General features: G+C 46.5%; 28 protein-coding genes and 4 pseudogenes. 5 read left to right on the forward strand and 27 right to left on the reverse strand.

Annotated elements, in window-relative coordinates; all coding sequences use genetic code 11:
- Nucleotides 1-71 precede the first annotated feature (71 nt).
- The 10 genes from thiF to VSQ32_12700 form a co-directional block, all read right to left on the reverse strand.
- Nucleotides 72-770 (reverse strand): sulfur carrier protein ThiS adenylyltransferase ThiF, encoded by a 699-nt coding sequence (thiF, locus tag VSQ32_12655; protein MEH2943689.1) that lies wholly within the window; start codon nucleotides 768-770, stop codon nucleotides 72-74.
- Nucleotides 770-964, reverse strand: coding sequence for a sulfur carrier protein ThiS (gene thiS, locus VSQ32_12660; protein ID MEH2943690.1), 195 nt, complete (start codon nucleotides 962-964; stop codon nucleotides 770-772). Before thiS ends, thiF begins: the two co-directional genes overlap by 1 nt.
- Nucleotides 965-1,215: 251 nt before the next feature.
- Nucleotides 1,216-2,232 (reverse strand): glycosyltransferase family A protein, encoded by a 1,017-nt coding sequence (locus tag VSQ32_12665; GenBank protein MEH2943691.1) that lies wholly within the window; start codon nucleotides 2,230-2,232, stop codon nucleotides 1,216-1,218.
- Between the two features lie 120 nt (nucleotides 2,233-2,352).
- A complete protein-coding gene (locus tag VSQ32_12670; protein MEH2943692.1) occupies nucleotides 2,353-2,589 on the reverse strand; it encodes a type II toxin-antitoxin system Phd/YefM family antitoxin in 237 nt (78 codons plus the stop codon).
- A 64-nt stretch (nucleotides 2,590-2,653) separates the two neighbouring features.
- Nucleotides 2,654-3,634: a DUF5722 domain-containing protein gene (locus VSQ32_12675; GenBank protein ID MEH2943693.1), complete on the reverse strand. Its 981-nt coding sequence runs from the start codon at nucleotides 3,632-3,634 to the stop codon at nucleotides 2,654-2,656.
- A complete protein-coding gene (locus tag VSQ32_12680; GenBank protein MEH2943694.1) occupies nucleotides 3,594-4,277 on the reverse strand; it encodes an InlB B-repeat-containing protein in 684 nt (227 codons plus the stop codon). Before VSQ32_12680 ends, VSQ32_12675 begins: the two co-directional genes overlap by 41 nt.
- Nucleotides 4,278-4,279: 2 nt before the next feature.
- Nucleotides 4,280-4,408 carry a hypothetical protein gene (locus VSQ32_12685; protein ID MEH2943695.1) on the reverse strand — a complete coding sequence of 43 codons (129 nt, stop codon included), beginning with the start codon at nucleotides 4,406-4,408 and terminating at the stop codon, nucleotides 4,280-4,282.
- Nucleotides 4,409-4,458: 50 nt separating this feature from the next.
- Nucleotides 4,459-5,607 carry a glucosyltransferase domain-containing protein gene (locus tag VSQ32_12690; GenBank protein ID MEH2943696.1) on the reverse strand — a complete coding sequence of 383 codons (1,149 nt, stop codon included), beginning with the start codon at nucleotides 5,605-5,607 and terminating at the stop codon, nucleotides 4,459-4,461.
- Between the two features lie 25 nt (nucleotides 5,608-5,632).
- Complete coding sequence (locus tag VSQ32_12695; protein MEH2943697.1) at nucleotides 5,633-5,830, reverse strand: hypothetical protein; 198 nt, start codon at nucleotides 5,828-5,830, stop codon at nucleotides 5,633-5,635.
- Nucleotides 5,805-6,473 (reverse strand): DUF2142 domain-containing protein, encoded by a 669-nt coding sequence (locus VSQ32_12700; GenBank protein ID MEH2943698.1) that lies wholly within the window; start codon nucleotides 6,471-6,473, stop codon nucleotides 5,805-5,807. The genes VSQ32_12695 and VSQ32_12700 overlap by 26 nt, the downstream gene beginning before the upstream one ends.
- 151 nt (nucleotides 6,474-6,624) lie before the next feature.
- Here VSQ32_12700 and VSQ32_12705 point away from each other — a divergent pair.
- Nucleotides 6,625-6,929: pseudogene (locus VSQ32_12705) on the forward strand (helix-turn-helix domain-containing protein).
- Between the two features lie 52 nt (nucleotides 6,930-6,981).
- Here the strand turns inward: VSQ32_12705 and VSQ32_12710 are convergent.
- The 7 genes from VSQ32_12710 to vanG form a co-directional block, all read right to left on the reverse strand.
- The gene (locus VSQ32_12710) at nucleotides 6,982-7,230 is read right to left on the reverse strand and encodes a hypothetical protein (protein MEH2943699.1); all 249 of its coding nucleotides are present in this window, start codon (nucleotides 7,228-7,230) and stop codon (nucleotides 6,982-6,984) included.
- A 396-nt stretch (nucleotides 7,231-7,626) separates the two neighbouring features.
- Entirely contained in the window at nucleotides 7,627-8,676 is a 1,050-nt protein-coding gene (locus VSQ32_12715; GenBank protein ID MEH2943700.1) for a DUF4143 domain-containing protein, read from the reverse strand.
- On the reverse strand, nucleotides 8,648-8,770 hold the full coding sequence (locus VSQ32_12720) for a hypothetical protein (GenBank protein MEH2943701.1): 123 nt from the start codon (nucleotides 8,768-8,770) through the stop codon (nucleotides 8,648-8,650). The genes VSQ32_12715 and VSQ32_12720 overlap by 29 nt, the downstream gene beginning before the upstream one ends.
- A 136-nt stretch (nucleotides 8,771-8,906) precedes the next feature.
- On the reverse strand, nucleotides 8,907-10,016 hold the full coding sequence (mutY, locus tag VSQ32_12725) for an A/G-specific adenine glycosylase (protein ID MEH2943702.1): 1,110 nt from the start codon (nucleotides 10,014-10,016) through the stop codon (nucleotides 8,907-8,909).
- 129 nt (nucleotides 10,017-10,145) lie between these two features.
- Nucleotides 10,146-11,264, reverse strand: a complete 1,119-nt coding sequence (gene vanT, locus VSQ32_12730; GenBank protein MEH2943703.1) for a serine racemase VanT catalytic subunit — start codon at nucleotides 11,262-11,264, stop codon at nucleotides 10,146-10,148.
- A 29-nt stretch (nucleotides 11,265-11,293) separates the two neighbouring features.
- Nucleotides 11,294-12,355, reverse strand: a complete 1,062-nt coding sequence (locus VSQ32_12735; protein MEH2943704.1) for an acyltransferase family protein — start codon at nucleotides 12,353-12,355, stop codon at nucleotides 11,294-11,296.
- A 70-nt stretch (nucleotides 12,356-12,425) separates the two neighbouring features.
- Entirely contained in the window at nucleotides 12,426-13,478 is a 1,053-nt protein-coding gene (gene vanG / locus VSQ32_12740) for a D-alanine--D-serine ligase VanG (GenBank protein MEH2943705.1), read from the reverse strand.
- Between the two features lie 260 nt (nucleotides 13,479-13,738).
- Here vanG and VSQ32_12745 point away from each other — a divergent pair, with 260 nt between their 5' ends.
- Entirely contained in the window at nucleotides 13,739-13,939 is a 201-nt protein-coding gene (locus tag VSQ32_12745) for a hypothetical protein (GenBank protein ID MEH2943706.1), read from the forward strand.
- A 49-nt stretch (nucleotides 13,940-13,988) separates the two neighbouring features.
- On the opposite strand, the gene vanS is transcribed toward VSQ32_12745, so the two are convergent.
- From vanS to VSQ32_12760, 3 genes and pseudogenes are all read right to left on the reverse strand, one after another.
- Nucleotides 13,989-15,224, reverse strand: coding sequence for a vancomycin resistance histidine kinase VanS (gene vanS, locus VSQ32_12750; GenBank protein MEH2943707.1), 1,236 nt, complete (start codon nucleotides 15,222-15,224; stop codon nucleotides 13,989-13,991).
- Nucleotides 15,214-15,918, reverse strand: coding sequence for a VanR-ABDEGLN family response regulator transcription factor (vanR, locus tag VSQ32_12755; GenBank protein ID MEH2943708.1), 705 nt, complete (start codon nucleotides 15,916-15,918; stop codon nucleotides 15,214-15,216). The genes vanS and vanR overlap by 11 nt, the downstream gene beginning before the upstream one ends.
- A gap of 192 nt (nucleotides 15,919-16,110) precedes the next feature.
- Nucleotides 16,111-16,295, reverse strand: a pseudogene (locus tag VSQ32_12760) (hypothetical protein).
- 230 nt (nucleotides 16,296-16,525) lie between these two features.
- Here VSQ32_12760 and VSQ32_12765 point away from each other — a divergent pair.
- Together VSQ32_12765 and VSQ32_12770 are read left to right on the forward strand one after the other, a co-directional pair.
- Nucleotides 16,526-16,786, forward strand: coding sequence for an AbrB/MazE/SpoVT family DNA-binding domain-containing protein (locus VSQ32_12765; GenBank protein ID MEH2943709.1), 261 nt, complete (start codon nucleotides 16,526-16,528; stop codon nucleotides 16,784-16,786).
- Nucleotides 16,783-16,962 (forward strand): PIN domain-containing protein, encoded by a 180-nt coding sequence (locus VSQ32_12770; GenBank protein MEH2943710.1) that lies wholly within the window; start codon nucleotides 16,783-16,785, stop codon nucleotides 16,960-16,962. The genes VSQ32_12765 and VSQ32_12770 overlap by 4 nt, the downstream gene beginning before the upstream one ends.
- A 40-nt stretch (nucleotides 16,963-17,002) precedes the next feature.
- Here the strand turns inward: VSQ32_12770 and VSQ32_12775 are convergent, their stop codons facing one another.
- From VSQ32_12775 to VSQ32_12805, 7 genes and pseudogenes are all read right to left on the reverse strand, one after another.
- A complete protein-coding gene (locus VSQ32_12775) occupies nucleotides 17,003-17,233 on the reverse strand; it encodes a hypothetical protein (GenBank protein ID MEH2943711.1) in 231 nt (76 codons plus the stop codon).
- Entirely contained in the window at nucleotides 17,220-18,491 is a 1,272-nt protein-coding gene (purD, locus tag VSQ32_12780) for a phosphoribosylamine--glycine ligase (protein ID MEH2943712.1), read from the reverse strand. Before purD ends, VSQ32_12775 begins: the two co-directional genes overlap by 14 nt.
- A complete protein-coding gene (gene purN / locus VSQ32_12785; protein MEH2943713.1) occupies nucleotides 18,488-19,135 on the reverse strand; it encodes a phosphoribosylglycinamide formyltransferase in 648 nt (215 codons plus the stop codon). Before purN ends, purD begins: the two co-directional genes overlap by 4 nt.
- Nucleotides 19,129-20,154 (reverse strand): phosphoribosylformylglycinamidine cyclo-ligase, encoded by a 1,026-nt coding sequence (purM, locus tag VSQ32_12790; protein ID MEH2943714.1) that lies wholly within the window; start codon nucleotides 20,152-20,154, stop codon nucleotides 19,129-19,131. Before purM ends, purN begins: the two co-directional genes overlap by 7 nt.
- Before the next feature lie 14 nt (nucleotides 20,155-20,168).
- Nucleotides 20,169-20,672: a 5-(carboxyamino)imidazole ribonucleotide mutase gene (gene purE / locus VSQ32_12795; GenBank protein MEH2943715.1), complete on the reverse strand. Its 504-nt coding sequence runs from the start codon at nucleotides 20,670-20,672 to the stop codon at nucleotides 20,169-20,171.
- A gap of 28 nt (nucleotides 20,673-20,700) precedes the next feature.
- On the reverse strand, nucleotides 20,701-22,236 hold the full coding sequence (locus VSQ32_12800; protein ID MEH2943716.1) for a methyl-accepting chemotaxis protein: 1,536 nt from the start codon (nucleotides 22,234-22,236) through the stop codon (nucleotides 20,701-20,703).
- 4 nt (nucleotides 22,237-22,240) lie between these two features.
- Nucleotides 22,241-23,146 (reverse strand): annotated as a pseudogene (locus tag VSQ32_12805) (aminopeptidase).
- A 141-nt stretch (nucleotides 23,147-23,287) separates the two neighbouring features.
- Between VSQ32_12805 and VSQ32_12810 the strand changes: the two are divergent.
- Nucleotides 23,288-24,683 (forward strand): annotated as a pseudogene (locus VSQ32_12810) (transposase).
- Nucleotides 24,684-24,781: the final 98 nt, after the last annotated feature.

The following is a 24,781-nucleotide window of genomic DNA, read 5'->3' on the forward strand; positions in this document are numbered from 1 at the left end:
CCTCCATTCTTTCTTTCATTCTGTGCGCAGCGCCTTTTATACTGCCGAACCATGAAATGATTCCTGTACTTTTATACTTCTTCCTCTCCCAGCAGCAGACGCAGAACCATGTTGGCCTGATGGGCCGCACAGACTGCCACTCTGGAAGACATGAGACAGACATGTTCTGACAGCTCTGTCTCTCCGTCTCCGCATATGTAAAGCCGCCTCATTTTTCTTCTGGTGACAATGGAATTGGCCGAACCATATCCCGCCATGCCGGAACTTGCCACAATGACGGTTTCCGGGCATCGCTCCAGAACAGTATTGACCAGCATGGCCTTCTGTTCCGGTTTGTCAAAAGCCTCGCAGAGTATGGGATATTCCTGAAACAGAATCCCGGCTTTTTCCTCCGTGACATATTCCTGTTTTACCCTTATCTTCAGATATGGATTGATTTTTTGCAGTATTCCGGCCAGGGCTTCCGTTTTGGGCATTCCCAGGTGGGAAAGGTCATAGACCTGCCGATTCAGATTGGTCAGTTCCACCCGGTCAAAATCCACCAGAAGCAGTTCCCCCACCCCGGCTCTGGCCAGCAGAACCGCAATCTGAGAGCCAAGACCTCCAAGGCCTGCCACCGCCGCTTTGCCGCCGGAAATCTGCTCGTACATCCGGGGAGAATACCGCTCCAGCAGCGCCTGCCTGAGCTGTTCTCCGGTGACAGTTTTTCCTGTCCCGCCTTCTGTTCCGCGTCTCTTATCTCTGCTTTTATTCACAGTATATTCTTCCATCAGCCTCCTCCTACAAAATTTACAATTTCCAGCCTGTCCTCTTCCTCCAGAACAGTATGACCGTAAGACGATTTCGGGACAATTTCCCCGTTTCGCTCCACTGCAATCCGTTCTGTCTGAAATCCTTCCCCCATCAGAAATTCGGAAAGGGAAATCCTGCCGGGGAGTTTTCTGTTTTCTCCATTTACTGTCATAAGATTGCCTCCTGTAATAAATCAAAGCGGACCTGGACGCTTTGCCGCGCCATTTGCGGTGCGTCAGAGCATACGCAGTATGCTGAACGTATCGCGTTTAAGCACAGTTGCAAAGCAATATTTTCCTCCTGTAACGAAAAAGACCACCACGAAAGAATTACACCCGCGGTGGTGTACCCCTTCGTGTGGTCTTTGTCTCACACTCTTTTTGCATTATAAAACAGGTTTTTCTGTCTGTCAAGATTCCGGCTCTAATTAAATCCCACAACCTTCTGGGAAATTTTGTAAGCAGCAACGGAAATCTTTCTTCCGCCTCTGCCCGGCAGGTTCATGGCCTGCCCCATAATACCGTTCCGCAAATGCCAGAACAGGCGGATATCATAATTTTTCAGGTATTTCCAGAGCTCACGCTTTTTCTCCAGATTTTCTTCCGTGCCGGAACGGATTAACATAATGGTGGATACTACGGTAATAATTTCCAGATAGTTAAACATATATTTCCGCTGCCTGCGGTTTGGCAGCTTCCACAAATCCACTGCTTCCACCATGATTTTATTTACCTTAATCTGCTGGTCAATGCGCCGTATCATTACTTTCTCATTAACAGACTGATCCTCTCTGCCAATGTAATAGCGGTAAAAATCCACATTCAGATAATACATGTTCTTCACATGGGGCAGAGGCACATACACAAAAATATTGTCCACATAAAAGGTATGTTTCGGCAGCTCCAGTCCGCATTCCCGCAGGAGCTGAGTGCGGTAAATTACGGAATGCATGAGAATGTACTGGCCTTTGCGGAAATGTTTTGCCTCATTCCAGCCAAAAATCCGGTTCTCCGGCAAAGTTCCGGTGTATTTCATCACCTTTTTATGCTTTGCCCCTTCTTTTTCATATACAAAATTGCTAATCAGCATATCGAGCACTGTCTTTCCGCCGGACAGTTCCCGCAGAACATCCAGAATCTTCCGATAGGCTTCTTCATCCACCCAGTCGTCACTGTCCACTACCTTAAAATACAGGCCGGACGCATTGCGGATTCCTGCATTTACCGCCTCTCCGTGTCCGCCGTTTTCCTGATGGACAGCTTTCACAATAGTAGGGTACTGGCTGGCATACCGGTCTGCAATCTCTCCGGTTCTGTCTTTGGAACCGTCGTCCACGATGATAATTTCCACATCCTCGCCGCCAGGCAGCAGGGATTCTATACAATGCTCCATATAATCCTGGGAATTATAGCTGGGAATTGCGATTGATAATAACTTCATCTGTTTTCTCCTTTGATTCTGTACTGTAACATATATCTACTTATTATACACAATTTGTCCGGAGAAGCCAGTTTTTTTTCCTTAAAAATTTCTTATTTTTCCCTGGCGGCCCTGTATTGTTTAATCATCGGTCTTCGTTATACCTTTCCCCTGGGCAATATCAGCATATCCCCTGTCCAGCACAGCCAGATATTCTGCATTTATCTTAACTTTTATCATTTCGTTATATTCTTTTTCAGATATGATTACAACATTTTCATTTTTGGGCCTTGATACAACAAGGGTTTCCCCTCCTGTTACTTTATTACACCATTCCTTAAAATTTTCACGCACATCCATGCTCTTTACAGCCAGCATACTGTCACCTCACAAATTCGTACGATTTTTCGTACTTTTATTGTGTATTATTGTGATACGTCTGTCAACTTATTTCAGTTTCCCTCCTGAAAATCACCAGCTTGCCGGCCCCGTAATTCAGAACCACCACAAGTACATTTACCAGCACTTTCATCACCATGTCATTCCGGTTCAGCAGTTCCACGCTGACATACATGATAATGACCTCCAGAATTCCCGTCAGCAGCCTTAAGGAGAAGAATGAAAGCATCTCCTGCCAGAATGCCCGGCCCCGGCTTCCGCTCTCAAATACCCATATCTTATTTGTCACAAAGGCAAACAACACGGACAGCAGCCAGGCGGCTCCGGTGTTGAAAGCAGTATGGATGTTCAGGAGGCGGGCACAGACATAGTAGACAATCATATTTACCGCTGTTGTGGCCCCGCCGAACATCAGATACAATATCATTTCCTTATATTTTTTCATATTTTCCGATACATGGTGCGAAGTCTTTTTTCTTTGTACCCCGGCACCAGTTTTTTCCAGGAGGAGCTTCCAATCACACTGAGATACCGGTTGGTATACCGGGTGGATTTGGACGTATCCATATATTTGAACATCCCAAAGATTTGTAATTCCATAGCCATTCCAGACCCTTGTATAAGTCAGTGGGAAAGAATAGGCATGGTATGCAAGATTCCACTTCAGCCCTTTCTGTATGGCATTCAGATGTTCTGCAAAGGAAGTAACCACCTGTTTCGCACTGAAACGCCTCGACGACGAAGTATTCCAGTAATTGTCCGTACAGATAAAAATATGGGCATTGGCATACTGGCTCCGGGCTGCATAATACAATGCCCGAAATGCATAAGCGTAAGTCTCGAAATAAGTGTCTGTGGACATACTTCCCGCCTGTCCGAACACCATGCCCAGATAGCAGAACATGGCCTCCATCTTTTCTCTGGCTCCTGTAGAATAAATGTTCCAGCTATAGTACAGTTTGCCAGGAACTCTTGCGCCTTTATTAATCAAATCCGTATGGCCTTCCGTCCAGTCCAGCAGCATCTGTACTGTTGGTAAACTGACAGACCGCCAGCGGCCGGGGTTCATCATAGGCAAAAGTCTGGGGATTCATGGTTCCCGTTCCGCCGTTGGCGTCAAACTGTATGTTCCAGGTAATGGGTGCCCAGGCAGCTTTTATCGTCAGATTACTCTGTACCGGCTGAGTAACGTCAAAGACTTCACCTGTTTCTGTCCTCCATCCCTGAAATACATAGCCTGTTTTTACAGGTTCCGTCACCTGTGCCATATCCGGTGCATTTCCCTCCTGCACGGACTGGATTATCTGAACAGCTCCGTCGCCGCTCTGGCCGCCGTTAAAGTCAAAGATCACCGTATATACCGCCTTTGTTTCTTCCACTGTGGGTTCCGGCTTCTGTACTGGCGGCGTGGTTTCTTCTCCGGAACCCGGCGGCGTAATTTCCTCTCCTGATGGAGGCACTGTACTTTCTCCCGGATTCTCCGCCGGCTGGCCGCCTTCTTCCCCCGGATTTGGCGTTTCGCTGTTTTTGTCCTGCGTATCCGGAATCTCTGTACTGGCTTCCGGTACAGATGACGTTGTATATTCCATGGCATACAATGTCTCTGCTCCCGTATTCCAGATCATCACTGCTGCAAGAAGCAGCGCCATCATTCGTTTTCCCATCATTATCACCTGCTTTTTTCTGTCTGTTTCTGATTTTTTTCTTTTGCTTCCGAAAGTTTCACCACCACAAACCCGTCCTGAACGGAAATATATCCCGATTCAGGATAACAGTTCATTTTTTCTGCCGCTTTCACAGCCTCCTCCTTTTTATTCAGCGTACCTCTTACCTCCAGCCCCATGGTTTTCATAAATCCAATGATACGTCCGGTAGCACCGATGGGATTTTCCTCTGTATAATCCCATCCCAGAAAAGAAGCTTCACCTTTCTGTCCTCATCCATTTTCCAGATTCCACAGGCAAACATACAGGCAAAGGCCGATATTAACTGCAGTGCAAACTGAGAACGAGGTACAGGAATATTTCCTATATAAATGGTCAGCAAAACAGGGGTTATCAGTAATCCTGCCATGGCCAGAAATAATATGCCTTTCATGCCTTTTTTCATCTCTTTTTTCTGACAGAACATGATAAAAACTGCTGCAACACACAGACATGCCAGGGGATAGGCAGAACGAAACCACGTTCCTCTGAAGAAAAGTATATGATGTACATGAGCGCATATCCTGTAGATAATTTCGGAGATTCCCACCTTCCCCCAGGCAACCTGTTCCCGAAGATAGACTCCCTGCCCGAAAAACAGGCGGGTAATGGCCATATTTACAAGATAAATGACCAGAAATCCTCCTGTTAATTTCAGAATCATCCTGCTATAATCCTGCCACTGCTTTTGCTGATAATGCTCTGCAAAATCCAGTATAAGAAACATAACGCAGAGACCAATATAAAACATCACATTGCCCTGATAAGAGCAGAATCCCCAGACTCCAAACACCAGATACGCCAACAGATAAATGTTCTTCTTCTGATAAAAAACGAACTGATTAAAACAAAATACAGAAATAAGGGTATAAACCAGTCCCAGTACCACTTCCATCCTCTGAAGAGCAAAATAAAACTGCATCATCCACACCGGGCAGGTACTGAACAATGCCAAAAACAGCCCATATGGATATCTGTCATTTTTCCCGGCTGCCAGCCAGCAGTAAAAAGCAGTAAAAATGCCCAGTGCCATAAAGGCTGCCAGAAAAATAATTCCGGCAAAATACGGATTATATACTCTGAGGTTTAATAAGGTTTTAGTCAGAACCAGGCCATGTCTTCCAATCCATGTCCACGATTTCAGCATTTCAGGACCATTGCTTATCATAATCTCCGTATCAATTCCCATATTCATGGAAAATATCATATGTACATAACATACAAATACCACTATGACATTCAGTATGATCGCCTTTTTATGTACATTTATAAATGTTTTCATATTCTGTAACATAGTTCAATAACTCCTTATATCATTTTTATCCTACTTTTTTAATCTGTTCATCACTGCACTCGCTGGCAATGTAATGGGGCCTCTTTTTTGCCTCCGCATAGGTCTTGCCAATATACTGACCAATCACCCCCAGACAGAACATCTGGATTCCGCCGATGAAAATAATGACGCACATGTTGGAGGCCCATCCCTGTACATCATCGCCAAACACCAGCTTTTTCACAATAATAAACACAATGGCCAGAAAAGAAAGCCCGGTGCACAGCACTCCCATCCAGGAGGCTCACAGCCCCGAAAAAGACTGGCAACACCGGGATAAAATATCGTCCCTGAACGCCCTGAACCACCAGCGCACCTACTTCATTCGCCTGTCCGTCGCCTATGTATATCCCCATCACCACCCCGATACATATTGCAGCAAACGCTGCAAAACAGATGATTTTGTCTCTCGCTCTTATGGAACTGCAAATAACATTACAGTCTGCCGCTCCAATATAAATGGCAGCCATGGGTACCAGATAAATCAAAGGTCCCAGAGAGTAATTTACTGCTCCCAATGTATTTAACCACAGCATATAGTCATTAAATTTATCCATAAAAGTAGTAAGCAGCACTTTTATAATAAGTCCAGGATGAGCCGTCAGATATCCAATCTGGGTTACCCCTCCTTCCACTGCCGGCCCTCCGCTTATGGCAGAAATCATGTTGAACACACCCGCAACGCCAAACACCAGCAAAGGAAGCAGCCCTGCCATAAAACTTTTCCAGTATTCTTTCCTGGTTCCAAATTTTTTCGCGGGAATCAGAAATACCAGCAGTCCCAGGCACACATACACATATTTTATGTAAACCTCCGGAGTTCTCATCTTTTCTTTTTTCCATGTACATCCTCCTCTTTTCCTTTTGCATAGATACGCCTTTACGTTATAAAACATTATTTTGCAACGATATTTTGAATATTATTAACGATATAAGCAATAATGAGAATCCGTTATGTCTACACTATGAGGTGAATTTATGATAGATGTTTTAGAGCGGATTGTATTTTACAGAAAGCAAAAAGGCTGGTCCGAATACCAGCTTGCGGAAGAATCCGGCCTGACCCAGTCCACAATTTCATCCTGGTACCGGAAAAATATGATTCCCTCTGTGCCTTCCCTGGAAAAGGTATGCAATGCTTTCGGCATCACCCTCTCCCAGTTTTTTCCACGGAGGATGATAATTTTTCTCTGACTTCCCTGCAGAAAGAACTTCTGCGGGAAGCCGGACATTTAACGGAACAGCAGCAGTCGGCTCTGATTGCCTTTTTCCGTACGCTGTAATCATACGTCCCTGTCTGTAAAAATCTGCTGCCGGACAGCTTTTCACCAGTCATTACTGCCGGATGCATTCTGCAAACAGCTGAAAGGCGCAGAGAAATCCCCGCTCAAATCCGCTTTCTTCCACCACTGATGCGGCCTGGAAAGCCTTATCCCGGTACCGCTCATATTCCTGACGCTTCAAAGTGACTTCTTCCTCTTTCAGCAGATTCAGGATTTCTTCTTTCACAGACTGACTGATTCTGTCCGCCGCAGTGAGTTCCTGCACTGTAGCTGCATACAGACTTCTTATCATTTTGTTCATAATTCTCTCCCCGGAATCCTTCCGATTCCGGTTTCCTCCTTCTGTAAATATGGTTTTTTCTTTTACCTGTTTATCCTACCGGGCAGCCGAACATTTTTCCACTGCCGGATTTACCAGGTAAAAGTATCTGCATCCATTCAAATCAGTCTCTTAAATTGTTCATATATTCTTTACATATTTCTCATATTATGAACACAGCAAAGTCACATTTTACGGATATACTGTCATCATGAAAGAAAACAGTATTTACAGTTAATACCGAATATCTTTTTCATAAGCCTTGCCGGTAAGGCAGGGTCCTCCCGTTTACACAGTGTATCCTCACTTTTTTATATAAATCTTTTTCATATGAAAGCCGGTGCGAAACGCACCGGCTCCTCTTTTGCCTGATATTTATCACATCTCTTTCTTACTGTTTTCATGTTCCCGCAGAAAACGTTTCAGCAAAAATGTAAGAAAATATGGAAATGTATAGAATTTACTGTTAAAACCGATATTTTTGTTTCCCAGTTTGATTCCATAAGAAATATCGCCATATTTACTTTTTACAATCAGATTATTTAACGACACCGTAGCGCCATCGTTAGCTTTCACCTCCAGCGGAATCAGACTCTCCCTGTCTCTGACGAAAAAATCCATTTCCAGCGTCCCTTTCTGATTTTTAAAAAAATAAAGCTGATAGCCCTGCTTTACCAGCATATCTCCTATAAGGTTTTCATACAATGCGCCTTTGTAAGTATTAAAATTTTTATTGTTTCGGATATCCTCCTGGGCTTCCTCATCCAAAGATGCAATCAGAAGCCCCGTATCCCTGAAATAAATTTTATAATTATCAGGATCATAATTACCTTTTAAGGGAAGCTCCGGCTGTTCCATGCAGTAACAGATATTAATCATTCCCGCGTTGTCCAGCCACTCAATAACTCCCGCATATTCCCGGTTTCTGGCCCCGTGAGCAACTTTGGATATCTGAAATTTTTTATTATCTTTTCCCAGGAAAACCGGTATTTTCCGATACACATTTAATATTTTTCCTTTGTCGAGACCTCCGGCATATTTGGTGATATCTTCCTCATAGTCCAGTAAAATCTGCCGCTGCATATTCAGGATTCCGCTGTAATGATTATTTTTTACGAATCTGTTTACTATGGCAGGCATACCTCCAACCACCATATATTCTTTAAAAATCTCTGCATATACTTTCCATTCCAGTTCTGAAAAAGGAGATATCAGAAGCATATGCCGATACATATCTTCTATCTGTTCTTCCCGGTACCCTTTTGCCCACAGAAATTCCTCAAAATCCATAGAATGCATATGATAATCTTCCTTAAATCCAACACTGTTGGACTCTATTTCATGATAATTTATCCCCATCAGAGAACCGGAGCAGATTACGTCAAATCTTCCGTCCAGTTTAAAGGCTTTCAGACTCTGTCTTTCCAATCTGTCTGGCTCCTTTTACAATCAGCGGCAAACGTTCCGGATTATTTTTCCACTGCAGCAATACTTTATCTGTCTTTCTTTTCAGCAATTCCATATTATAATCCTCTCTTATTTGCTTTGTCAGAACCAGAGTATCACATTTTTCCCGGTGTTTCAACCTCTGTATATCACATTTTTCCTGCTGTTTTCCTTCTATATATCACATTTTTCCGCTGTTTTCCCCCTGCTTTTCACATTTTTCCCAAATCCCGTTCATTTTCAAAACGCTCGTTTCCCAGCCGGATATCCATGTATCTGGTATAAGCGGAAAATGCCGCCGGAACAGGGTACTGTTCTTCCGTTTCCCCTGTCTCTACGAACAGCATACCGCTGGTGTTTTCCGCCAGCTCATCCACCCGAATCATATATCCGGTCATATGCCATTCCACATGGGAAAAGATATGTTTTGCCGGCTCCAGTTTCCGGATATGGATGGGCTGCAGCTTCTGCTCTTTCACCCACTGCAGGGCTTCTTCCTCCGTCAGATGGCCCTTTGTGTTTGGGAATTCATACATTCCGGCCAGAAGGCCTCTGGCCGGCCGTTTATGCAGTACGATTTTTTCTCCGTCCCGGATAATGAAGACTGTTTTATCCTCAATCCGCCTGGGCTTCGGTCGGCTTTTTACCGGAAGGTTCTGCCAGAGACTGTCTTTCCTGGCTTCACAGAAGGCACCCCAGGGGCATTTTTCACAGAGAGGCGCACCGTTCGGCAGACAGACGGTAGCTCCCAGTTCCATCAGAGCCTGATTGAAATCACTGGCGTGATGCTCCGGTATAATACGCTGTAAAGACTGTTCCACCCTGGTCCGTACAAACTGTTTCATAATATCGGAATCGTCTGCCGATACTCTGGCAATGACCCGAAGCACATTTCCGTCCACTGCGGGGACGGGAATTTTACAGGCAATGGAAGCAATGGCCCCGGCCGTATAATGGCCGATTCCTTTTAATTTCAGAAGTTCTTCATAGTCTGCCGGAAGCTCCCCGTCGTATTCCTCCATAAGGGTTCTGGCCGCAATCTGCATATTCCGCACCCGGTTATAATACCCCAGCCCTTCCCACAGTTTCAGCAGGCGGTCTTCCTCGCACTCCGCCAGCGCCTGCACATCCGGCAGGGCTTTTATAAAACGCTCAAAATACGGTTTCACCGCTTCCACTCTCGTCTGCTGCAGCATGATTTCCGATACCCACACACGGTAAGGGGTGGGCGTCTCCCTCCAGGGCAGTATCCGGGCATTTTCCCGAAACCACTCCAGCAGCGGCTCCACAATCTGTTCCAACGGAAAATTTTCCAGCATCATTCTCTCAGGCTCCTTCTGTATCTTCGATATATTCAATAAGTATTCCAAGTATATCAATATTCCCAGGCCCTGTAAAGAATTAAATCCCCTGTCCCCCTCAATCATAAGAGTGAGCCCGCCGGAGGGATTTTACTCCGTCACCCGCTCCAGCCTCTCTCCCATCCGGCTTAAAATTTCATTGGTGATGGTGCCCGTCCAGTGTGCAAGGTCTTCCGCCCGGATTTCCAGATTGCCGGAGGTTCCAATCAGTACGGCTTCGTCCCCTGCTTTTACCTGGGGAACCTCGCTCAAATCCACCGTCATCTGGTCCATGCAGATTCGTCCTATCACAGGAGCCGGTCTGCCATTGCAGAGTACATAACCGCAGTTGGACAGGGTTCTGGGCACACCGTCGGCATATCCGATGGACAGCACACCGATTTTCCGGTTTCCTCCCGTACGGTAAGTCAGTCCGTATCCGGCCCGCTCTCCCTGATACAGCATTTTTACGCTTTCCACTCTGGTCTTTAAAGAAAGTACCGGTTTCAGCTCCACAGAAGCATTTACCCTGTCATGTTTTCCGCTGAGAATGCCATAGAGGGCAATACCGGCTCTGGCATAGTCAAAACACAGCTCCGAATAATTCAGAATGCCGTAGCTTCCCTGCAGATGGCATTTGAAATCATGGATTCCCCTGCGGTGCAGTTCTTCCACCACATATTCAAAATGCCGCACCTGTTCCAGCGTATAGGCCCGTTCTGCCTGCGTCTGTCCGTCTGACACGCACAGATGGGAGAAAAGCCCGGTGACCTTCAGATTAGGCGTCCGGAAAATTTTTACAATTTCCTCCAGATTCTCCCATCGTTCCCCCAGACGGTGCATACCTGTGTCGATTCCCACATGAACCGTGAATCTTCGACCGTCACGCTGCAGCTCCTGTGCATAATTTCCGTCCACCACAGTCTGGGTCAGATCATATGTAATCAAATCGCCGAACTGTCCGGGATGGGTGTAAGCCAGTACCAGTATTTCTCCGTTTATCCCTCCCTGACGAAGTTCAATTCCTTCCGACACGGAGGCCACACAGAAGCTGTTTACTCCCTGCTGCTGCAAGGCCCTGGAAACGGGCAGGGCGCCATGTCCGTAGGCATTGGCCTTCACCGCCGGCATCAGGGCGCAGTCTGACGGAAGCAGACGCCGGAACTGTTCCGTATTGTGTTTCAGATTTTCCATATTCAGTTCAATCCAGGCCCGTCCTTTCTGATACATAATTGCCTCCTTTTCGCGTCGTACATGAACTACCGAAAATAACCGGGAGCCGCATCTGCCCGATTGCGGAATGCCTGCATCCCCAGGGCAATTCCGACGGACAGAACCAGTGAAAGTGCACACACTGTCAGATAGTGAATCAAAGACTGCTCCACAAAAATATCTGTGAGTTTCAGCACTCCCGCCAGTCCGCGCACCAGAATAATGCATATGGGATGAATGATGTATACACACATGGACACATCCCGCACCATGGGGATTGTAAAAGTCCCCTCCGCCGAGAGCAGCAGTTCAAACAGGAAGAACATTACCACAGGCAGCAGAAGATACATACTGTTATGCTTCTGCCATTCCAGACTGAAAGACAGCAGGCCTTCTCCCATCATACCTGCCATGGAAATCAGAAATCCTGTCAACGCTGTCTGTCCGGACATTCTGATTTTTCCATTGGCGATAATCACTCCCATCCACAAAAACATGGGTGCAAAGAAAATTCCGTTTCTGGTATAGGAACTGACCGTGAAAATTCCTTCATAAAAAATTTTGACAGGGAGCGCCTGACTGAGCAGCCCATAATAGCTGTCCCCTCCGGTTCCAATGATATACAGCACAAGTACAGTCAGGGAGATAACCGGAGGATTGCACACAGACAGCAGCCCCGCCAGCAGTATACAGCCCGTCAGCACTGCCGGAAGATACCAGAGGTGGTAAAACGTCCCGTCGAAAAAGAGCTCCTTCAGCCATTCCCCCGGACTGTTATTCCACTGTTTTGCATAAATCATCACCGGCAGGTACAGCAATATGGCTGCTCCGTACAGGAGAGCTGTTTTTTTCAGAAATTTCCATAATTTCCCTGCCGCCTTCTCTGCCTGATAAGAGGAACGCCCCATACTTTTCTGATAAGGTGCCAGCACAAAAAATCCCGTCACCATCAGAAAAAAAGGAACTGCAATTCTCCCAACACAGTAAGTTACAAGAAAATCCGCCGTACTGTGAAAGGATTCCAGAGGCCCTGTATGAATGGCAACAATCAAAAGGGCGGCAACCAGCCGGAAATTATCAATAGCCGCATAATTTTTTCTCTGTTTCATAAATCCTCCCATTTTTCCGTCATCCTGTGAACCATGCTGTTTTTTCCAACATCATTTCCCCACCTGCTTTCTACAGTTCCAGCAATCTGCCCAGAAGTTCCTCAAAGGAAATGCCCGCGGCTTTCATCATATTGGGATAACGGCTGTGGGAGGTAAATCCCGGAATGGTGTTGATTTCGTTAAAATAAATTTCCCCCTCCGGCGTCAGGAACATATCCACTCTTGCAAAATAACTGCAGCCCAGGCCCCGGTAGAGTATTTTTGCAGTTTCTTTCACTTCTTTTGCCTGTTCCTGAGAAATCCGGGCAGGTACATGGATTTTGGAGGATTTCAGGGTATATTTTTCCGTATAGTCAAAAAATCCTTCCGACAATTCGATTTCATCCACTTCACCCACAAGCAGCTCCTCCGTTCCCAGCACTGCACATCCCACTTCAAATCCCCGTATCATTTCTTCGAGAATAATCCGGGAATCATATGCAAAAGCATGTTCCGCCGCTGCCTGCAGTTCCTGAGGCTTACCCACTTTTGTAATGCCGAAGGAAGAGCCTGCCCGCAGAGGCTTTACAAACAACGGATATCCCAGCTTCCGGCCCAGTTCTTCCAACTGTCCTGCTTCCTGTAATTCTGCTCTGAAAACAGTGTATGACCGGGGCACCTTTACACCCAGAGCGCCGGCCAGCCGGTGGGCAGTATCTTTATCCATACAGACTGCGGAACTCATGGTATCGCAGCCAATAACCGGAATATCTGCCAGTTCCAGCACTCCCTGCACCGTTCCGTCTTCTCCGTTTTTGCCGTGAAGAACGGGCAGCGCCCCGTCCAGCGCAATGGTTTCTGTCCCCTGGTTCAGAAACAGTATAAGACCATGCAGATTTCTGTCCGGAGAAACCACTGCCGGAATACACTGTTTTTCATCATACCAGTTATCGCCGGGAATATGGGTAATATCTCCCCGGTACAGATACCATTTGCCCTCTCTGGTGATTCCGACGGGAATGAAATCGTATTTTTCCCTGTCCGTATGTGTAAGCACCGCATATGCTGACTGGAGGGAAACTTCATATTCGCTGGAACATCCTCCGAACAATACGGCTATTTTTTTCCTGTTTTTGTCTTTCATAAGCTCTTCTCCTTTTATCTTTCTGATTATCACAGGCAACTGCCTGTTCTGATTACTGTCTATCTTACCCGCCCAACATGACAGGCCGGTGACTTTTCCATGACAAAACCGTCATCCGGCAATTCCTGTTATTTCTATTTTACCGGATATCATATGGACTTGTTTTAAGATTCTGCTGTTTCTTTCCTGGGAAAATCCTAAGAATTCTTTAAATTTTATATCTTTTTCCGCCGTTTTCTGATAAACGGTTTCTATTCCGGATACCACATGGCACAAAATATAAAGTAAAGGGGAAAACTGCCATAGATGATTTCAAAAAGATTCAGCGATATATGGCATTGGCAAAAAAAGAAAGTGCCACAGAAACATATACCGAATTAAAAAGAGAATATCTGGTATTAAAAGCCATATTAAACGTATCCGGCGTAAATCTTACGGATATTGATGAAATCAAAGAATAAAGCGACCATATGAGGGCAAATGGGAGGACACTGAGCCAAAAGACAGCACTCAGTCCCCCGGCAGTTCCACCTGGAATGTAATCTGCCCTTTTTCACTCTCGGCAAAAATCCGCCCGCCATGGATGGTCACAATTTCCTTTGCGATGGCAAGCCCCAGACCGGCGCCTCCCGTATCGGAGTTTCTGGCTTCATCCATCCGGTAAAATTTATCGAAAATAGCTGTCAGTTTTTCTTTTGGAATGGTTTTCCCCTGATTTCGGAAGCGAATTATAATTTCCCCTGCAGATTCTTCTGACGGAGGAATTTCCTGCACCAGAATGTCTATCTGTGTATGGGGATAACTGTAGGCAACGGCATTTTTCAGGATATTGTTGAATACCCGCGCCAGCTTCACCGGATCCCCGCTGACCGTCACATTTTCATCACTGTGAAGCACCGCTTTATTGCCTTTTTCTTCCAGCACCGGATAGAATTCTTCTATCATCTGCAGCAACATATAATAGAGGTCAATCTTTTCTTTTTCCAGCACAATTTCCTGAATATTATATCTGGTAATTTCAAAAAATTCATTGATTAACTGTTCCAGCCGGTTTGACTTCTCCAGTGTAATATGCACATATTTGGCCTTCTGTTCCTCCGGCATATCCGGCGCTTCTTCCAGAAGGCTCAGATAACCAATCACCGAGGTCAGAGGCGTGCGGATATCGTGGGCCAGATACATCACAAGATTATTTTTTCTCTCCTCCGCCAGCTTTGCTTCCAGTTCCCTCTTTTCCAGAGTCTGACGCAGTACATTCAGCTTCCGCTCCATAGGCGCCATTTCCGGCGACATGGTGATTTCCCGGTTATCTCCCTGAATCAGACGGTCAATTCCTTCGTCTATCTCGTTAAAATACCGCACAAACCAGGAAAGGGAAAAGTGAAACAGCAGTAAAAAGCACACTGCCACTGCTCCGAAAATAATCAGGCTGGAATTTTCTCTGAGTCCATACTGGTAAATATTCAGCGCATCTTCGTAGTCCAGACGAAAGGCGTCCTGCAGGAATTTTACAATCCAGTCCCCCACCCGGCGGAACCAAAACCGGCTGTAAAAGGTAAAGATAATCAAAAAAGTCAGTATCACCATGGCAAAGGTCTGCATGAAAATCTTAAATCTCAGTCTGGAATAGACGGAATTTTTCTTTTTCCTGCTTTTTCTGTTTTTCCAGAATCCAAAAATCCGAAATCCCATGGTCTTCTGCCTCTGCTCTGAATCATGGAAATCCTTTCTTTCTTCAGTTTTCAATTTTATAACCCACTCCCCATACTGTTTTTATGTATTTTGGATGTTCCACGGAATCTTTCATTTTTTCCCGCAGATGGCGGATATGTACCGTGATGGTATTGTTGCTTTTGCTGTAATATTCATCCTTCCACACTCCATGGAACAAATCTTCTGAGCTGACCACTTCCCCCTTGCGTTCACAGAGAATTTTCAGAATGGAAAATTCTGTGGGCGTCAGCACCAGGGGTTTTTCATCCAGGCGGCATTCATGGGTTTTCACATTTATAATCAGCCCGCCGTGCACCAGCAGGGAATTATCCTGTCCATCCGGAGTCTGAGGCTGGTTATAACGTTTATAGCGGCGAAGCTGCGCTTTCACGCGGGCCACCAGCTCCAGAGGCCGGAAGGGTTTCGTCATATAATCGTCCGCTCCCAGCATCAGTCCCCGGATTTTATCAATTTCCTCATCCTTTGCGGTCAGCATAATAATGGGATATGTACATGTTTCCCGGATTTTCTTACAAATCTCAAATCCACTGGTGCCCGGCAGCATAATATCCAGAATGGCAAGGTCAAACCGGGTTCCCTTCACCTGCTCCAATGCGTCTTCAGCAGTATAACAGGTAATCACCTCGAAATTTTCGCTTTCCAGATAAAAGGTAACCAAATCGGCAATTTCCTTTTCATCATCTACCACTAAAATTCTGTCCTTCATATATTTTCATCTCCTGATTGGGGCGTTTATCTCATTGCACTTAACCATGCCGTGATATTCCGGTACGGACATGGCGAAAAGTCATTTATCTGTTCCATTATAGCAGAGACTTTCTGAAAATTCCTGTTTTATTTTTATTTAAACTATTAAGATTTCCTTAAATCGGTTAAAAACAACGGAAGAACAGAGATTGGCAAAAAATACCTCCTGTCGTATCCTTTCGCTGAGTGCAGACCTGAAATCCTGTACGCTTTCTTTATGATACTTTGAATGCCTCATCCTGGTATGGCAGCAGTTTCATTGTACAGTAAAGCTATGTTGAGCAGATTAACCAGCATTTCAATCCCTTTCCGGCTACGTACCATATAGCTGCATAGCAGGGTTTGTTTCCATTGCCAGGCCGAGTGCAGATACATACAGTTTTCCATCGGATGCCTAAGTGATAAATTGCCAGCGAACACCTGATACAAACATCTTTTTGAAATCCATTTACTTTCTCTGGTTTTTGGATATAATAGAGATAGAAGCCTAAAATATTCTTTAGATTTCAAGAATTCTGTATATCCGACTGTGCCAAACGGTACAGCTATAAGAAAGGATGGTTTACATGAACTTAGCAAAAATCTCTGCCAATGGGCAGATTACCATGCCTGCCGAGATACGCCGCCTGCCTGGTCTGAAATCTGGCGACAAGATACTTTTCTTCCAGAAGCCAGGCGGCAAGGTCGTCATCTATAACGCTTCTGCACAGGCAATTTATAAAGCCCAGAAAGCATTTGAGGGCGTTGCCGAACAGATGGGCGTATATAATGAGGATGATGTACAGGTATTGGTTGATGAAGTACGTTACGGAAAGGGAAAAGATTGAAGTTACTTGCAGATACCAACATTCTGATTTCCGCAGTGCTGTTCCCACGGTCAAAACCCGCAAAAGCATTAGTATATACCGCTGAGAACCACGAGATGGTCCTGTGTGACCAGAATCTGACGGAGCTTCGGGAAGTCCTTAACAGGGAAGCAGGTATCCGGACGCCGAAGAAGTAAAAAACGGAACTGCACAAAAACAGTCCCGTTTCTCCATATGCTATTCTTTGATTTTATCCAGATTGGCAGGATGTATGCCCAGTAACAGGAGCAGCTCTTTCAGGGAAACATACTTTTTCTTCAGTTTTGCATAGGTTTCCTCTGCATGTTCCTGTTCCGCCAGCAGCATACGTTCCTGTACTTCTCTGAAATCATCCAGAATCGGCTGCAAAGTCCCGGCGCTGCCGAGCATATCATCACCTGCTTTCTGTCCTGTTTTATGCCTCGTCAATGGCCTTTCCAATATCATGGCGCATATATTTATTGTCAAATTCCACCCATTCCGTGGCCTTACAGGCATTGGCTCGGGCTTCTTTCAAATCAGCTCCCTTGGCGGTGACGCCCAGTACCCGGCCGCCATTGGTGACAATCTTCCCGTCCTTTTCGGCTGTTCCCGCATGGAAACAGTAATATCCGTCTTCTGAGTCAAATTTCTCCAGCCCCCGGATTTCAAATCCTTTCTCGTAGGAAACGGGATATCCGTCGGAAGCCAGCACCACGCAGACCGCCGCATTGTCTTCAAACTGCAAATCAATCTCGGAAAGTCTGCCTTCCACGCAGGCTTCCATCACCTCTATCATGTCGTTTTTCATTCTGGGCAGTACCACCTGAGCTTCCGGGTCGCCGAATCGGGCGTTATACTCCAGCACCTTCGGTCCTTCTTCCGTCAGCATCAGGCCGAAGAAAATAATTCCGGTAAAAGGACGTCCCTCTGCAGCCATGGCGTCCACCGTGGCCTGGTAGATATATTTATGGCAGAACTCGTCCACTTCCTTCGTATAGAAGGGACTGGGAGAAAAGGTTCCCATACCTCCGGTGTTCAGGCCCTGGTCTCCGTCTTTCGCCCGTTTATGGTCCTGAGCCGAAGACATAATCCGGATGGTTTTCCCGTCCACGAAGGACAGCACGGACACTTCCCGGCCCGTCATAAATTCTTCCACCACCATATGGTTCCCGGCGTCTCCGAACTTCTTATCCTCCATAATTTCCTTTACCCCTGCTTTCGCTTCCTCCAGCGTATTGCAGATGAGCACCCCTTTGCCCAGAGCGAGCCCGTCGGCTTTCAGCACAATGGGCATTCTGGCCGTTTCCAGATATGCAAGGGCCTTTGCAGGATCATCAAAGGTCTCATAACCTGCAGTGGGAATGTTGTATTTTTTCATCAAATCCTTGGAAAAGGCCTTGCTGCCTTCCAGGATAGCGGCATTTTTCCGGGGGCCGAATACTTTCAGACCTCTGGCCTCAAATACGTCCACCACACCGCCCACCAGCGGGTCGTCCATGCCGATAATGGTAAAATCGATTTTTTCATCTTCTGCAAAATCAGCCAGCTTTTCAAATTCCATGGCTCCGATGGGCACGCACTCCGCAATCTGCCCAATCCCCGCATTTCCCGGCGCACAGTATATTTTATCCACTCTGGGGCTTCTGGCCGCGCTTGCTGCAATGGCATGTTCCCGGCCGCCGCTTCCTACAATCAGTACTCTCATAACTTCCTCCTTTTTGGCTGCTCCAGAATCACAGCTTTCCCATTTTCCACATGAACCTTTCCCCTGGCAATCAAATCTATGGCCTGGGGCAGAATCTTCCACTCGGCCTGCTCCATCACCCGCCGCTGCAGGGTCTCCGGCGTGTCCTCCGGTTCCACAGCCACCGGCTGCTGCAGGATAATGGGCCCGGTATCCGTCCCCTCATCCACAAAATGCACCGTTGCTCCCGTCACTTTCACGCCGCGGGCCAGGGCCCCTTCGTGGACTTTCAGTCCGTAATACCCCGTTCCGCAGAAAGAGGGAATCAGGGAGGGATGAATATTGATAATCCGGTTCCGGTATTTTTGTATCATGGATTCCGGCAGCACCACCAGAAATCCCGCCAGCACCACCAGATCCACCTGATAGCTGTCCAGCTTCTCCAGAAAGGCCCGGTTAAAACTTTCCCGGTCCGGAAACTCTTTCGGAGAAATGCATACCCCTTCGATTCCGTGGTTTTTCGCCCGCTCCAGGGCATAAGCGCCGGGATTGTTGCTAATCACCGCCGCAACACAGGTATCTGTTATAGTCCCCTCATCAATCCCGTCCAGTATGGCCTGCAGATTGGTGCCGCCGCCGGACACGCAGACTGCTATCTTCAGCATAAGGTTACCCCTTTCTCTCCATCTTCCACTTTTCCGATAATATAAGATGTCTCTCCCGCTGCCTCAATGGCTTTTCGTGTCTTCTCCACATCTGCTTCATCCACAGCCAGCATCATGCCAATGCCCATATTATAGGTATTGTACATCACTTTTTCTTCCACGTTGCCTTCCCGTGCCATCATTTTAAAAATGGCCGGAACTTCATAGCTGTTTTTCTCAATGACCGCATGTTTGCCTTCCGGCAGCATTCTGGGTACATTTTCATAGAATCCGCCTCCGGTAATATGGCTGCAGGCTTTCACCCGGACGCCTGCCTCTTTCGCGGAGCGCAGAGCCTTTACATATATTTTCGTGGGGGCCAGCAGGGCCTCTCCCAGTGTTTTTCCCAGTTCTTCATGGTATGTATCCAGCGTTTCCCTGTCCATTTTAAAGATTTTACGCACCAGGGAAAATCCGTTGGAATGAACGCCGGAGCTGGCCATGCCGATGAGCACGTCCCCGGCTTTCAGGTCTTTTCCGGTGATGATGTCTTTTTCATCCACAACGCCCACTGCAAACCCTGCCAGATCATATTCATCTTCCGGATAAAAACCGGGCATTTCCGCCGTTTCCCCTCCGATTAACGCCGCGTCGCTCTGTATACAGCCTTCTGCCACACCGCTTACAATGGTAGCTATCTTTTCCGGACAATTTTTTCCGCAGGCAATATAATCCAGGAAAAACAATGGCTCTCCTCCTGCACAGGCAATATCATTGACACACATTGCCACACAGTCAATGCCGATGGTATCATGTCTGTCCAGCAAAAATGCCAGTTTCAGCTTGGTTCCCACACCGTCCGTACCGGACACCAGCGTGGGCTTTTCCATATCTTTGAACTTTTCCATGGAAAATGCACCGGAAAATCCGCCCAGACCTGTGAGGACTTCCGGACGCATGGTCTGCTGCACATGCTTTTTCATCAGCTCCACAGATTTATAACCTGCTTCAATGTCTACGCCTGAATTCTTGTAATCCATTCTCTTTCCTCCGTTTATTTATAATTTTTGTATCCTGCTTCCTGCAAACGTGCGTCTTTTGCTTCCACCTGCTCCTTCAGTTTCCGGGAATAATCCTTTAATCTTCCCAGCAGCCCTTCATCTGAGGTTGCCAGAATTTTTGCCGCCAGAAGGCCCGCATTGGCCCCTCCGTTAATTGCCACGGTGGCAACGGGAATTCCGGAAGGCATCTGAACGATAGAATACAAAGAATCCCGTCCTCCCAGAGAAGTGGTATGCATGGGAATGCCAATCACCGGCATGGGAAAAATTGCAGCGCACATACCGGGAAGATGTGCTGCCATCCCTGCTCCCGCAATAATTACCTTAAATCCTTTTTCCTCTGCAGTCTTTGCATAGTCAAAAAACACATCCGGCTCCCTGTGGGCCGAGATAATTTTCATTTCATATTCCACACCCAGTTCTTCCAGAATATCCGCCGCCTTTGCCATTACCGGCATGTCTGAGTCGCTGCCCATAACAATTCCAACTTTTGCCATAACTTTTCTCCTTTATATAGTAAGCTGTTTACGAATCCTGATATTTTGCAAAACCCTGTACAATTTCCTGTACGCTGTTTAACCGTTTCTTTGCCTCCTGGGCCTCCGCTTCATTCTGCTGGCTGCGTTCTTCCGCTTCCAGTGCGCTTGCGGATACCTGCTGACTGGTGGCAGACAACTGGCTGATACTCTCGATAATGGTATCGTTGGACTGCACCAGATTTTCAATTTTGGAATCTATATCGGAAATCCGCCGGGTCAGAGTTTCCACATTGTCCCGGATTGCCGTAAATCCCCCTGCCGCATGTTCAATCATTTCATTCTGCTGGCTCATGGCCTCAATGGAAACACCCACAATACTTACCGCATCCTGAGCGTTTGTATTCAGTTCCTGTATAATGCCTGCAATCTGCTCCGTGGATTTTCTGGTCTGTTCCGATAATTCCCGAATCTGGTCTGCCACCACTGCAAATCCTTTTCCTGCCTCTCCCGCTCTGGCGCTTTCAATAGATGCATTCAAAGCCAGCAGGTTCGTCTGACTGGAAACTTCAAAAATAACTTCCGTAATCTGCTGCACTTCCCTGGCCTTATCCTGAAGCTGAGACATGGACTGAGCCACACGGGTATTGGTCTTTCCAATAGTTTCCGCACTGGCACGCATACGGTTAATCAGCTCCATGCTTTCCTCCACCATACGGGCGGAAGTTTCCGCCGCCTCTACCATGATTCTGGCATTTTCCGCTGTTTCTCCGATGGCGTCTTTGATCCTGGAAGTCATTGTGGTCTGTTCCTGCACGCTCTCCGCGGTCAGCTGGGTGCTGATGGAAATTTCCTGAATGGAGCTATGTACCACCTGAGAAGAATCCCTGAGATTTTCCACCAGCCCGTCCGTCTGCTCCACTTCTGACTTTACCGCCTCTGAAATTCTGAGAATATCTTCCATCATGGTATTCTGCACTGCCTGCTGATCTTTTACGGACCAGATGGTGTCATGGTCAAAATTTTTAGCAGTCCTTGCTGTTACATTATAGGAAAAGGTTATGACAATCCCGGTACAGACGCTCACCAATGTCAGGTCATCCCCCAGAAGCTGCCCTGTTGCCGCCAGCACAATACCCCGCAGTATCATAATTCCCATAATTCCCGCAAATGCCCGTTTTTCAAATTTCCTGTCGTAATAAAGAATCAGTGAAATCATTATGGGGATAACATAACTGAAAATCATAAGGCTTTTTCCTGTCACCATCAGGTAACCCCAGCCAATCAGAAAACAGCCCAGAATTACATACCTTAAAGGCTCCGAAGATTTTTCTTTCAGATACATGCCCCAGCAGACAGCCCCTCCAGCCAGCAAAATCACTGCAGGTATAATTGCAGGTTTCCCGCTGGAAATCTCCTTCGAGCCAAACTGAATAAACAGGGCCAGCACAACAGGTATCTCCATCAGTGTCATCAGCAGAAGTACCGTATGATTTGCTTTGGCGTCACGGGCGGGTTTTTCACTGTACGTCCGCACCTTCACAGCAACTGCACCTGCAGTTTCATTACATTTTTTCTCCTCCATCTTTTCATCCTTTCGTACACTTTTCCAGAGGTTTATTCAGCAGTTCTGTCCCCGGAACCACAAATTTTCCGTTCCGGATTACATCCACAGAGGTTCCGTCTTTTTTCTGCACCGTTATCCGGTCCAGCTCATCATAGGGAATGGTAATATCCGTATGGCAGCTGAAATATGCTTTCTGCGGATCTTCTTTCCGCAGTATGGACACTTCGTTATCCCTGGCCACAATCTCTTTGCCATCAGGATTGAACACCGGCGTATCCTCCGCCCAGCTGTAACAGGTGTCTCCCACTGCAAAATGAGGCCCTGTCTTTTCCGCAATCAGAATGGGCAGCCTGTCCTGAATCTGATAGTCAATACCCATCCGGTAAGCAGTGGTATTGGTTCCGATGGCAAATTCTCCCAACGGAAGGGTATCATGGTGTTTCAGCAGGTTTTCCTTTAAAAATGCAAGATTCTCCTGCTCTGTCTTAAAATTATTGCAGTGATAGCTGCAAATCATACCATCCTTAAATTCCAGATCCAAATCCAGATATTTCAGGCCGCTCAGATATACCTGAGTCACATGGAGACGCCCGTTGGTGCCTTTCAGCACCGGAGAGGTAAATACTTCCCCTACCGGAATATTCACATCCGCCACACAGTTTTCAAAGGCAGTCTCCCGGCTTCTGTCCTTCAGGGGATAAAGAGCAACGGTCAGATCCGTATGATTTTCTCCTTTTCCCGTAATCCGCACAGATTCGCCCTCGTCCAGCACATCTATGATTTTCTGCTGCATTTCCTGATATAATTTATAATCCAGCGTATTTACTTCCACGGTTTTTGCAAAGATTTCCGGATAATCCGGGCCGATTTCCGGTATGGGATAGGCGATAATGGTAAAGCTGCGCTCCTCTCCCTTAATATAACTGTTAGGCGTTTGCGAAACGCCAGAACCCACATAAATACGGGATTCTCTTTGTTACAAAATAAAACAACTCCTCACTGGTTTGTGGTAAAATTGAGATGCCGAGTAACAATCAACCATATCCACCAGTAAAGGAGTTGTACCTACATGATAACATACAAACAGCTCTCTTTGGCAGATATTTTTACCGATTGCCAAAATAAATTTGATAATGATAAATATCAGTTCCTTGCACTTCTCGAAAATACCATCAACTTAGATGAAATTGTCCCAGTGTCCTTTATTTCTCATTTCCATGCTGCCACTGGCAGGCCCCGTAAGCATCTGCTTTATCCGATGCTCAGGGCTCTGTTATTACAGCTCATCTTCTCAATCCCAACAACATCCCTGCTGATCGTATTCCTGAAATACTCCCAGGAACTGCGGGACTTCTGCGGCTTTGATGTTGTCCCGGATGCCTCTAAATTCACCCGGTTCAAACAGGATTTTTTATCGGACTTACAATCCATGTTCGATCATCTTGTTGACTTGACCGAACCGATCTGCCATTGTATTGATACACAGAAAGCTTCCATGCTTCTCTTTGACACCTCCGGCATTGAGGCATGGGTTACAGAAAACAATCCCAAATATGCCAACCGTATCATCAAACAGCTGAAAGCCTTCAAAAAAGCAAAAGGGATGGACGATTCCTTTGACCCTTATAAAGCCGCCTACGGCTCCATGCCTTCCCATGCTGCCGCCAATCCAGCCATTCAGCAGATGTACATTAACGGGCATTTCTGTTATGCTTATAAATTCGGTATTATTACCAACGGACTCGGCATTGTCCGGGATATTTCCTTTTATAACAAGGACTTTCTTGCGGCTCATCCTGACATCATTGTTGGAAAAAAATCTGATTCCCCGGATGAAGATAAGAGTCTTGCCGATTCCAGGGCATTGATTCCCACTTTAAAGGATTTCTTTCGCAAGCATCCGCTTATCAATCCGAAAACTTTTCTGGGAGACGCCGCATTTGATTCCATTGAAATCTACAAATACCTGTTACAGGAAGCTTCCTTTGAGAAAGCTTACATTCCCCTCAACGGCAGAATCTCCCTTCCGGAATCCGACTGCCCGCTGAATAAGGACGGCATCCCCTGCTGCCCCAAAGACCCATCCCTTCCAATGAAACGGGAAGGAAGCAAATCCCATCTCCGCTGCGGACTGCCAACCATGAAGTTTGTATGCCCGAAAATGAAATGGGAGTGGAACAAACTTACAAAGAAATCAAAACGCGTCTGCCACTGTGAAAATCCCTGTACGGAATCCCCCTGCGGCAGGATGTTTTATATTTATCCCGAGAAAAACCTGCGCGCCTATCCCGGTACACTCCGCGGTACGGCCGGATGGGATTCCACCTATAAGATCAGAGTAAATGTTGAGAAATCAATCAACCATTTCAAGGACAGCTTCTGTGTTGCCGGGCGTAAAACGCAGAATGAAAAAACGCTTCATGCTGACCTGCTTCTCGCCGGGATTACCCAGCTTATTACTGTAATGGTGGCTGATAAACTGCACAGGCATGAATATATCCGCAGTTTAAAACCTCTGATTGCATAACCTTACATACCGCATACCATTTCACGGGCAGATATC

The organism is Lachnospiraceae bacterium JLR.KK002 (assembly GCA_036941025.1).
Lineage (GTDB): Bacteria > Bacillota > Clostridia > Lachnospirales > Lachnospiraceae > Petralouisia.